The organism is uncultured Anaerofustis sp. (assembly GCF_938029165.1).
GTDB lineage: Bacteria > Bacillota > Clostridia > Eubacteriales > Anaerofustaceae > Anaerofustis.
The window spans coordinates 150,722-162,846 of record NZ_CALHFB010000050.1 but is presented as its reverse complement, the minus strand read 5'-3'; the positions used below and the strand labels follow the sequence as shown (position 1 = coordinate 162,846).

Sequence of the window (12,125 nt, the reverse complement as noted above, 5' to 3'; positions counted from 1 at the left end):
GAAAGATGAATAAGAGAAAAGAAAAAATTCAAGAAAGCGTAATACTGTTAATACTCTTTATAGTTATCGGTGTAGTTTTTTATGTTACTCAGAAGATTTTCAGTAAAAAACTTCCGCCAAATATACTTAACCTGCTGTTACTCGTAACGGTAGGTCTTTTGGTACTGGATCTTGTTATATACTTTATCTGGGGAAAAGACAAAAGAGTCGAAAAAGAAATAACTTCTTATCCTCCGGAGGAAATGGATAGCTTTTTGATAGGTTATTTGAACTGCGGAGAAACGGTAAGCAATCATTTTTCTTCTCTTGTGATCGCTCTCGCAGTCAAAAAATTTATAAAAATAGAAAAGCTTGAAGACGAAACGATACTTTTAACCAAGCTTAAAGATTTGGATAATTCTCTTTCCAAGTATGAAAGACTCATGTACAAGGTCTTATTTAAAGGAGACAGGAACAAAGTAACTACAGAGGAAATATCTAATGATGACGGAAGGTATTTCAGGAAAATGGAAACAGTGGTAGCAAATGAGTTCTTAAGTGAGAAAAATATAGAAACCAAGATGTCCAGAAAGCTTAGAAGATATACCTCTTTTGCTTTTGCCGCTTTGGTAGTTGCGACGATGGTTATCTATTCAAGATTTGCTTATGATACGTCTTCTGCAAGGGTGATATTTACTATACTTCTTATTACTCTTGCGGGATTTATGTATGCACTGTTATCTTACCTTATAGTTGCTTTCCAAACGGGGAAGGAGACTTCTGTCAAATACGGAGCTTTGATAGCTTCAATATTCATACTTTGCGGAAATATCGTATTCCCATATTTTATAATACATTTCAGTAATGTCGGTATCATGTTCATGTGTCAGCTAAATCTGCTTCTTTTATGTGTTATAGTAAACGGATTTATTTTTAAAAGAAGTGATTATTTGAATTCCGTACTTGGAAAAGTCATGGGTTTCAGGCATACCATAGAGCAGTTTGACAAAGAAGGGATAAGTAAGCTTTATCAAAGGGATAACGATTATTTCTACGATATGCTTCCTTATATATATTCTTTGGATCTATCTATAGTTCTCTTTGACGGTAACGACGATAAATTCGATATACCTTATTTTTATGATACATGTGAGAGTAAGAAGTATATATCATTCAATGATTTTAACGGGGATATAGATATCCTTGATAATGCAATACTTAATTCATATTAAAATAAAAAGACGACTTCAAGCCGTCTTTTTTTATTCCCTTATTTTCGGGGCACTACGCCTGCCTTCGGCAGATTCCGCGCCCCGAAGCCTAAATCATTCAATAAATAAAAAAATATTTTTACCTATATGTACACCTAATCAAAAAGGTGTTTTTTTAGCGGATTTGATTTGTTATAATAAACAAAAGAATTTAATTCTTTAAAACTGTTCCCCCGATAATTCCAAATACTTTGATTGTATTTTGGAACTATCATTAATTTATAAGGTAAATTAAAACGCCAAAAAAGATTCTTTTGAGGGTCTTTTTTGGTTTAAACGCGGTTTTTATATATTATATATTTTTGATTGCTTAAAATAATCGTTCATTATATTTCTTTCTTATTTGTTCACTATTTGTTTCCAAGTGTTTATCCGGGGCGCGGAATCTGCGTGAGCAGGCGTAGTGCCCCACGTGATATAAATAAAAAAAGACACTATGTCCGAGTGTCTTTTTTAGTTATTATTTTAGTTTCTTTGCATTTTCATTATTATATTTTTCTATTCTGTCGCAGAATTCTTTTCCCGCATTATAATTCATTTCGTTTACTCTGTAGTTCCTTGCGATAGTTTCTATTATTACCGCCATATTTCTGCCCGGTCTTACAGGGACCGTCAATTTGTCGAGTACGGTACCTAGTATTTCTTCCTTTTGATATTCGGTGCCGAGTCTTTCGTAATGTTCTTTATCGTTCCAGTGAACGAGCCTTACGACAAGCTCTACGTCTACGTTGTCTTTGACCGCTCCCATTCCGAACAATGCCTTTACATCAATTATACCGACCCCTCTTATTTCCATGAAATACTGAAGTACTTCGGGGCATGAACCTTCCAGAGTAGTATCGTTTATCTTCTTTACTTCCACCAAATCGTCGCTTACGAGCCTGTGCCCTCTTTGTACCAGCTCAAGGGCTATCTCGCTTTTACCAATCCCGCTTTCTCCTTCAAGGAGTATGCCTACACCCAAAACTTCAACGAGTACTCCGTGAAGCTGCATCTTTGGAGCAAAGAGTTCTTCCAAAAAAGCAACGCTTTTGTTTATGGTCAGGTTAGTATTAAAACAGCTTCTTATAAGTATAACGTGTTCTTCTCTCGCTATTTTAACAAAATCTTCGTATTCTTTTACTCCGTTGGTGAGTACGACGCAGGGTATATCGTGCTTAAAAAGCGCTCTTATCCTGTTTTCTCTCACTTGAGGTGTAAGGTGCTTTAAATAAGCACTTTCCGTATTGCCTACTATTTGTACTCTGTCATTGTCGAAGTATTCGAAAAACCCGGTAAGCTGTATCCCCGGACGCGTTACATAAGGGGTATTTAACCTTATGTTTTTTCTGAAATCGCTGTACAGGATCTCTCCTTCCAGAAAACTGCAGAATTCTTCTAAAGATGCTCTCTTCATTATTCCTTACCTAACATAAATTTATTTATTACATATGCAACTCCGTCTTCATCATTGCTCGGAGCTATGTAGTCCGCCGCTTCCAACGTTTCTTTGTGTGAATTTTTCATCGCTACTCCAAGAGCGGCATATTCTATCATCGGTATATCATTGAGTCCGTCTCCTATACCTATGGTGTCCTTATGTTCTATATCAAAAGCCTTTGCAACGTGTTTTATCGCTTCAGCTTTATTTGCGTCTTTGTGGGTGAATTCAAGGAGGAAAGGCTGGCTTGTTGCACACATTGCATTGTTATCCACTGTTTTTAATAAATTCCTTGCATAAGCCACATGGTCATCCATATTTTCCACCTCATCCTGCCACAACACTTTCGTTATCCTCTCGTCGAATATTTCCATGTGTTCGGGGATTATTATAACGTCTTCCCTCGCTACATTTGCCATTGATAAATAGTGTTCGGTGAATTTATTGAATTCATTGAATGCAAGCTTATTGTCGAATGTCCATGCTATGACACCCACATTCCTCTTTACACCTTCGTTATATGCAAGTATTGCGTCCTCTTTATCTATTGCCTTTTCGTATAGTATCTCTCCGCTTTTCCCTTTTATGACAAGTGCTCCGTTAAAACATGCAAGAGGCAGGTCCAAATCTATTTCATTTGTAATATCCTGTAGAGGAAGAGGTCCTCTTCCCGAGCATGGAAGTATCACGCAGCCTTTGTCGTAAGCTTCGTAAATAGCCTTTTTGGTAGTATCCGTAAGTTCTCTTTTTGAGTTTATAAGTGTTCCGTCGATATCTGTAGCAAGTAATTTATACATATGTTCTCTCTTTCTTTATTTATTTTATGTTTTTATTTTCGATATAATAAAGTATCATACAACCTATCAGGTAACATAATATATCTTTTATATCAAAATTGGTTCCTATAAGTATCCTAAAAAATTTAATATCACCAAGACCAAGTATATCTACAATATTTATTCCCTGAAGTATTTCTATTATCACAGAGAATATGAATATATAAAAAGGAAGGTTTTTATTTTTCTTTGGAAATAACGTTTTATATAAAAAGTATAAAACGAACACCACCAGCATATCTCCTACGTATGGTCTTATAAAGTCATCATTAACGAAAACAGCTATAAAAACCTCTGCTGATATTATAATTATTGCTGAAATGAGATATTTTATTCTATCGCTTGTTTTATTCATTATAAAATACTTTCTTTCGTTTTCTATATTTTATATTATTTAAATTCTTTTTACAAGTGGGTTATTGTAAAGTTTAACTAAAGGATATTATCCTATGATTTTATGGTAGAATATTATATAAAGGAAGTGAGAATATGAATATAATTGATTTGACTAATGTTATCGAAACCGATATGACGGTTTATCCCTCAGACCCTGAGGTAAAAGTGGAAGAGGTACTTATCCACAGTAAAGACCATTGTCATGTGGATAAGCTAACAATGGGTACTCACACCGGAACTCATATAGATGTTCCTTTTCATTTTAATAATAATGGTAAGACCATAACCGATTATGGTGTGGAAAGTTTCATAGGCAGGGGAGCATTAATAGATGTAAGCTATAAAAAGAATAACGAAGTGATATTTATAGACGATTTGGAACCTTTCGGGGAAGCCATTTTAAAAAGCGACTTTGCGGTTATAAAGACAGGTTATGATGAGTATTTTAACAGTGAAAAGTATATTTCTCATCCTTATTTATCAAAAGAAGCGGCAGTGTATTTAAAAAGCATGGGGATAAAGCTTGTGGGTATAGATACTTTCAGTCTGGACTCTACATATAATAACGATAATTTCGACGCACATGATATATTTTTAAGTAATGATATATTGATCGTTGAAAACCTTGCAAATTTGGATAAGCTGGATATTAATAAAAATTATATATTCCACTTCGTTCCTTTAAAAATAAAGAACGGTGACGGTTCTCCCGTAAGAGCCTATGCCGCAGAGGTTTAAATATCCGATTATAAAATTATAATGACAATTATAAATGATATAAATATTTATGAAATATGTAATAAGAGTATAAAAATATATCGGGTATATTAATAATAGCGTGAAAAGATATATCCGATACATCATTTACATCATTATTCAATGACCGTCACTGATTTTTTATGATAACAGTAAGGATCAAATGCACTTATCCACAGTGAAGACAGGTGTATTGTGGATAAGCTGATAATGAGTACGTATGTGGGAACATGTAGATATTCCTTTTCATTTTGAAAATCAGTACTTAATATAAATGTTCCTTTTGTTTTAATAAAAATGATTAATAAAAAAGCTATCAATGATTTGACTTTGATAAAGCATACGATGATAATAGAATAAAACTAGGGATAGTATTAATTGATTTTTATAAAATATATTGAATTTATTATAAGTATGATATTAGTTTATATCTAACAAAATGTTTTTGGTGATATGGTAAATTGTTTGATTTAAGTATTTTTAGGAGTAAATAATGGAGATAATAAAAGCAGATATAAATGATTTTGGAAGAGTAAAAAATATAACTCATGATACTATAAAGGAAATTTATCCAAGGTATTATCCCAAAGGTGCGGTGGATTTTTTCCTTTCTCATCACAGTAAAGATAATATAACCGAGGATTTGAATAATGGTAGGGTATATCTCATTAAAGAAAATGGTGAATATATCGCTACCGTTACGATAAACGACAATGAAATAAACAGATTTTTTGTGCTTCCTCATTTTCAGGGTATGGGTTACGGGAGCATGATTTTAGATTTTGTGGAAAGAAAAATATTAGAAAAATTTGACAGTGTACATATAGACGCTTCTTTTCCCGCTGTGAGCCTTTACTTAAAAAGAGGATATGAATATACATCTTATCATAAATTAAAGACCGAGAACGGGGATTACCTTTGCTACAGCGAAATGCAATTAAAAAACAATAATCGGGAATATAAAATGAGAAGAAAAGACAATGAAATAACCGATATAAATTTGATTGATGAAATAATATGTAAATGCGACTGCATAAGGATTGCTCTAAATGATAAAGATAGACCATATATCGTGCCTCTTAATTTTGGGTATGAAGTAAGAGACAGTAAAAGATATTTTTATTGTCACGGAGCAAAAGAGGGCAGGAAAATAGATTTGATAAAAGAGAATAAATATGCGGGATTTGAGCTGGATACCAATCACAAGCTTCATGAAAACAGTAGCCCCTGCGGGTATTCTTTCGGGTACCAAAGTATCATAGGTACGGGAAAGATTTCTATTATTGAAAATGAAAAAGAAAAAATACATGGGCTTAAGATTATAATGAAACATAATTCGGGGAAAGAAGACCGGGACTTTGATAAAAAAATGATAGAGGCGGTATCTGTGATTAAAATAATAGTTGAAGAACTGTCCTGCAAAGAACATGAGTAAAGTATAGGTTTATTAAAATCATTATATAAAGGAGGATTTAATGGATTATAAGAGAGAATACGAAAAATGGCTAAACAGCAGTGTATTGGACGAAGCTTCAAAAGAAGAGCTTATAAATATAAAAGATGACGAAGAGGAAAAAGAATATAGGTTTTCCAAGCTTATGGATTTCGGTACGGCGGGGCTTAGAGGGATAATGGGAGCCGGTGTAAATATGATGAATGGTTATACCATAAAGCACACGACTTATTCTCTCGGCAAAGTGATTTTGGATATGGGAGAGGACGCAGTGAATAAAGGTGTTGTCATAAGTTTCGACCCCAGAAATCATTCAAGGGAATTTGCTCTTGCCGCCGCACTTACTCTATGTAATATGGGTATAAAAACATACCTCTTTGATGATATAAGACCAACTCCCGAGCTTTCATTTGCCATAAGAGAACTTAAAGCCATCTCAGGTATAAATATCACTGCTTCTCATAATACGAAGGAATACAACGGCTATAAGGTATACTGGGAAGATGGAGCTCAAATGCCTCCGGATATGGCGGATAAAGTGCATGAAAATATGAAGGATACAGATGTATTACGTGATATCATTACCATGGATAAAGATATTGCCTTAAATAAAGGCTTACTTAATATCATCGGAAAAGAAATAGATAATGCTTATGTTGAAAGAGTATTAGGTGAAAGCGAATATACCAAATACACAAAAAAATACTCCGATGATTTTAAACTTGTATACACTCCGTTCCACGGCTGCGGTTATAAGCTCGTACCTTTGGTGTTAGAAAAAATCGGACTTAAAAATCTTATCTTGGTGGAAAGTCAAATGGTCCTTGACGGAAATTTCCCTACGGTCAAATCTCCCAACCCGGAAAATGCGGAGGGTTTTTACGAAGCGATAAAAACGGCAAAGAAAAACGATGCGGATTTGATAATAGGTACGGACCCCGACTGCGACAGGGTAGGGGTAATGGCTAAGAATAAACATGGAGAGTATGAAATCATTACCGGAAATCAGGTGGGAGCATTGATACTTAGTTATATTATAAAAGCCAAAAAGGAAAAAGGCGAGTTTGAAGATAACTTTGCGGTCACAAAAAGTATAGTTACCACAAATATCGTAGATGAAATATGTAAAAAAAATAATGTAAAATTATACGATGTACTTACCGGATTTAAATTTGTCGGTAAGAAGATAAAAGAAATAGAACATGAAAACAAATATAAATTCTTATACGGATTTGAAGAAAGCATAGGGTATCTTAAAGGAAGCTATGCCAGAGATAAAGACGGGGTAGTCACTTCCATGATAATCGCTGAAATGGCGTGTTATTATTTGGATAAAGGAATGGATCTGTTCGACGCTTTAGAACTTATGTTTAAAGAGTACGGATACTACGACGAACTTACCGAAAGCGTTTATATGCAGGGGCTTGACGGAGCAGAGCGAATGAAAGAGACAGGGGAACGTTTAAGAGAAGAACCGCCTAACGATTTTGCGGGGACGAAAGTCATAAAGTTAAGAGATTATTTAAACCATACCGTAAAAGATATATTTACAGGGGAAGTTACTAAGCTTGATGAAGTTAGTTCGGACGTGTTATTTTATGAGCTTGAAGACGGCTGTGACGTTATTTACCGTCCCAGCGGTACGGAACCCAAGGTAAAGCTTTATATCTTATCCAATGGAAAAGATATAAAAGAAGCGAAAGAAAAATCAAAGAAATATATAAAGGCAATAAAAGCATTGATTTAAAACTCCTTAAAGGGAGTTTTTTGTATTTATTTTAGATATTTATAAAAAGGTATTGACTCTCACGCTGCGTGATAATGTATTATATATCTAAAGATGATATATATGTCGACAGAAGATATTCTATCTTAATTAAGTAAAAGGAGGGAAGTATTATATGAGGACGGTTAAAGAGGTCGCGGATTTAACGGGAGTAAGCGTCAGGACTCTTCAGTACTACGATGAAATAGGGGTGTTCAAACCGACCAAAGTCACTAAAGCGGGATATAGGCTCTACGACGATGAAGCACTGAGTACTCTTCAGCAGATTTTATTTTTTAAAGAGCTGGATTTTTCCCTAAAGGATATAAAACATATAATGAATGATAAAGATTTTGATAAAATAGAAATCTTTAAAAAGCAGAAAGAGCTTATCAAAATAAAGAGAAACAGGCTTAACAGACTTCTCGGTTTACTTGATAAACTTGAAAAAGGAGAAAAGGATATGAGTTTCGATGAATTTGATTTAAGCGAATATATTGCTCTCTTGGAGAAATTCAAAAGTGAAAATAACGAAGAGGTAATCAAAAATTGGGGAAGCATAGAGAATTTCGATAAATTTATCGAAAAGGTTAGGGAAGATGAAATAAATGTAGCAAAAAATGCAGTTAAGTATTACGGGAGTACTAAAAAATATACCGAGGCTATAAAGAAGAATTTAGATAATTTTACTGAGAATATGGAGATGATAAAGGATAAGGGGTATGTAGAGGAAAACGAACGCCTTATGAATTTACTATTAAGTGATTTGACTTTGGACGTAAAATCATATGAAGTTCAAAATATCATCGAAGATATTTTAAAGCTAATGCCTGATATGGATATGGGAGAAAATTACTTTGATATAATGATAGACGGATATCTTAATAATCAAAATATCATAGAAGCGGTGGATAAAAAATACGGTGCCGGAGCTTCTAAATTTATGGGGGAAGCTTATAAATATTATTTTGATAACATAGATAATAAAAGTTAATATGAATATTAGAAAATTTATTATTGTTTTTTATTAAAAACGGGTACTGTGATTTTATTAAAATAAAATAGTTTGTTATTTATATGGAAGACGTGTTTAAGGCGTCTTCTTTTTTTGTGTCGGGGCGCGGAATCTGCGTCAGCAGGCGTAGTGCCCCGATAGTCAGACATTCGCTTTTAATAAAAGTATCATATTAATTTTTAAATATAGATAAATTTAATTAAGTTTTTTAATTCTTTGTCTATATGAAATAATCCCTTTTTAAATAATGATGCATGATGTATGTCATTCTAATTTCAATGTTATTGATTTTTTATAGGTTTTACTTTTAAAAAAGAATTTAAAATCTATTTATTTTGTATATCAAATGTGTTTTTATTATTTATGTATATCTGATTTCATAAAATATCATATTTTTAATCATATTAATGAATACAAATACATAAAATTTATTTTAGTTTATTTTCTTTATAACAAAAAATGATAAATTGTACATGCTCTTTTAACTATAATTTTTTTAAGATAAAGGAGGCATATTATGTTTTTTAATATAAAAGTCGATGAAATCATAAAAATGTTACATAGTGATGATAAAAACGGACTTACCAGTGCAGAAGCAAAAAAACGTCTTGAGATGTACGGAGAAAATGTTCTCGCAGAGGAGAAAAGACATACTTTCCTTGAAATATTTTTAACTCAGTTTCAGGATTTTTTGATACTTGTTCTTCTCGTTGCCAGTGCGGTGTCTTTTTTTATCGGACAAGCCAGCGATGCGATAATGATATTATTCGTAGTTACTCTTAATGCTTTGATAGCATCTTTTCAGGAGTATCGTGCGGATAACGAGCTGGAAGCTTTAAAGGAACTGAGCGTAAATGAAGCAAAGGTATATCGTGACGGTCAAATCATAAAAGTTCCTTTTCCCGAAGTCGTTGTGGGGGATATAGTCTTTGCGGAAAGCGGAGATTTGATTGCCGCAGACGGAAGGATAATAGAATGTTCGAATCTTCAGGTGGACGAGTCTTCTCTTACCGGAGAAAGCGTATCGGTGGATAAAGACAGCTCTTTGATAGAAGATAAGGATGTACCTTTGGCGGACAGAAAAAATATGGTCTATTCTTCGGGTATAGTCACATACGGGAAATGTACATATATAGTTACGGCAAGCGGAATGGACAGCGAAATCGGTAAAGTTGCGAAGATGTTATCTACCGAAGAAGAAACTATGACTCCTTTGGCAGAAAAGACAAACGAAATAGGAAAAGTCCTTTCTATCGGCTGTCTAGTGATATGTGCTCTTATCTTTGTTTTAGGTTTTATGCATGGAAACAAAGCTCTGGATATGTTTATGACGAGCATATCTCTTGCCGTTGCGGCTATTCCCGAGGGGCTTCCTACGGTCATAACCATAGTTCTATCCATTGGTATAACCAGGTTAAGTAAAAAGGGTGCGATAGTAAGAAAGATGCACGCCGTTGAAACGCTGGGAAGTGCCAATGTGATTTGTTCTGATAAGACAGGTACTCTTACAATGAATAAAATGAGCGTGGAAAAGGTTTATATAACGAATAGGCTGATAAATAAAGATGAATTTTCCACCAATAAAAGTATCGCTTATAAAATGCTTGTAAATATAGCATATGACTGCAACGACTCGAATATAAATTACGATAAAGACGGAAAAGAAGTAAGGATAGGGGATACGACGGAAGTAGCTTTGATAGAACTTGCAAAGAAGAGCGGCATAAACAGAAATAAAAAAGAGAGATTTATGGAGCTTCCTTTTGACTCTTCAAGAAAGATGATGAGCAGCGTATATAAAGAGGAGGGCAAGTATATCGTATACACCAAAGGTGCCAGCGATGTTTTGATTGAAAAATGTTCTCATTATGTTTGTGAAGATAAAATAAAAAAACTAAGTGAGATGGATAAGATAGGTTTTTATAATCAAGTAAATGAGCTTTCTTCAAAGGCTTACAGAGTTTTGGCTTATGCTTATAAAGTCGTTGATAATATGCCGAGTGAAAATGAAATAGAAAATGATTTGATTTTTGTCGGTCTTACCGCAATGATAGACCCTCCGAGAGAAGAAGTATTGGATTCCATAAATGAATGTAAAAAAGCGGGTATAAAAACAGTTATGATAACCGGAGACCATAAACTCACCGCAGAGGCTATCGCAAAGGACCTCGGAATATTATCCGAAGGCGAAGAATGTATAACAGGACTTGAACTCGAAAAGCTGACGGACGAGGAACTTGCTGATAGGATAGGAAATATATCCGTCTATGCAAGGGTTTCTCCAAAGGATAAAGTTAGGATAGTAAAAGCCTTTCAAAATACAAATAATGTAGTTGCAATGAGCGGAGACGGCGTAAACGACGCTCCCGCACTCAAGAGAGCGGATATCGGGTGTGCAATGGGGATAACGGGCACTGATGTAGCCAAAAATGCTTCAGACATGATTTTATGCGACGATAATTTTTCTACCATTGTAATGGCTGTGAAAGAGGGGAGGAAGGTGTTTAGGAATATAAAGAAAGCCATGCATTTCCTTATTTCATGTAATATAGGAGAGATAATGACATTGTTCCTTGCAACACTATTAAACTTTCCTATGCCCCTCCTCCCGATACATTTACTTTGGGTGAACTTGGTCACAGACTCACTTCCAGCTCTTGCTCTCGGGGTGGATGAAAATAACATTGATGTCATGACTCAAAAACCCGCCAGTAAAAGCGAAAATATATTTACTTTCGGTTTTAGTGTGAGAGTGCTTTTTGAGGGTCTTTTGATTGGTGCAGTTACCTTGGTCGGTTTCTGGTACGGATGTACATATTATTCTCTCAGCGAAGGAAGGACATTTGCTTTTCTGATACTATGTTTATCTCAGCTTTTTCATACATTCAATGTAAGAGCCATGAAAGAAAGTATATTTGACGACAGTCCTCTTAAGAATAAGACTTTGATAATCGCCAATATAGTATCCGCAATGCTTGCCATATTTGTTGTTCTCATTCCCGTACTGAGAAATATATTTGTGCTTACACCTCTCGGAACATCTAAATGGGACTTTGTACTCACTCTATCTTTAGTTCCTCTTGTAAGCTCAGAAATAGTTAAGCTTGCTAAAGGTTTGTTTATCAAAGATAACAGTTTACTTGCACAAGTAAAAAAATCAGCATGATACAAAAAAAGACGACTATTAGCCGTCTTTTTTATTTTCTTTATTCTCGGGGCACTACGCCTGCTCGC

General features: G+C 34.4%; 9 protein-coding genes. 6 read left to right on the top strand and 3 right to left on the bottom strand.

The window, feature by feature from the left end; translation table 11 throughout:
* Window positions 1-5: 5 nt before the first annotated feature.
* Window positions 6-1,211 carry a DUF2207 domain-containing protein gene (locus tag Q0516_RS09810; protein ID WP_257480474.1) on the top strand — a complete coding sequence of 402 codons (1,206 nt, stop codon included), beginning with the start codon at window positions 6-8 and terminating at the stop codon, window positions 1,209-1,211.
* 499 nt (window positions 1,212-1,710) lie between these two features.
* Here the strand turns inward: Q0516_RS09810 and hprK are convergent, their stop codons facing one another.
* Genes hprK through Q0516_RS09795 form a run of 3 tightly spaced genes read right to left on the bottom strand, consistent with a single transcriptional unit; the run spans window position 1,711 to window position 3,861 of the window.
* Entirely contained in the window at window positions 1,711-2,646 is a 936-nt protein-coding gene (hprK, locus tag Q0516_RS09805) for an HPr(Ser) kinase/phosphatase (RefSeq protein ID WP_257480477.1), read from the bottom strand.
* The gene (locus Q0516_RS09800) at window positions 2,646-3,467 is read right to left on the bottom strand and encodes a Cof-type HAD-IIB family hydrolase (protein ID WP_294465386.1); all 822 of its coding nucleotides are present in this window, start codon (window positions 3,465-3,467) and stop codon (window positions 2,646-2,648) included. The genes hprK and Q0516_RS09800 overlap by 1 nt, the downstream gene beginning before the upstream one ends.
* Before the next feature lie 19 nt (window positions 3,468-3,486).
* Window positions 3,487-3,861, bottom strand: coding sequence for a DUF2809 domain-containing protein (locus Q0516_RS09795; RefSeq protein ID WP_294465381.1), 375 nt, complete (start codon window positions 3,859-3,861; stop codon window positions 3,487-3,489).
* Between the two features lie 134 nt (window positions 3,862-3,995).
* Between Q0516_RS09795 and Q0516_RS09790 the strand changes: the two genes are divergently transcribed.
* From Q0516_RS09790 to Q0516_RS09770, 5 genes are all read left to right on the top strand, one after another.
* Entirely contained in the window at window positions 3,996-4,640 is a 645-nt protein-coding gene (locus Q0516_RS09790; RefSeq protein WP_294465377.1) for a cyclase family protein, read from the top strand.
* 511 nt (window positions 4,641-5,151) lie between these two features.
* Window positions 5,152-6,093 carry a GNAT family N-acetyltransferase gene (locus Q0516_RS09785; protein WP_294465373.1) on the top strand — a complete coding sequence of 314 codons (942 nt, stop codon included), beginning with the start codon at window positions 5,152-5,154 and terminating at the stop codon, window positions 6,091-6,093.
* 40 nt (window positions 6,094-6,133) lie between these two features.
* Complete coding sequence (locus Q0516_RS09780) at window positions 6,134-7,858, top strand: phospho-sugar mutase (RefSeq protein WP_294465369.1); 1,725 nt, start codon at window positions 6,134-6,136, stop codon at window positions 7,856-7,858.
* A 154-nt stretch (window positions 7,859-8,012) separates the two neighbouring features.
* Window positions 8,013-8,870, top strand: coding sequence for a MerR family transcriptional regulator (locus Q0516_RS09775; protein ID WP_294465366.1), 858 nt, complete (start codon window positions 8,013-8,015; stop codon window positions 8,868-8,870).
* 538 nt (window positions 8,871-9,408) lie between these two features.
* Window positions 9,409-12,057, top strand: a complete 2,649-nt coding sequence (locus Q0516_RS09770; RefSeq protein ID WP_294465364.1) for a calcium-translocating P-type ATPase, PMCA-type — start codon at window positions 9,409-9,411, stop codon at window positions 12,055-12,057.
* Window positions 12,058-12,125 lie beyond the last annotated feature (68 nt).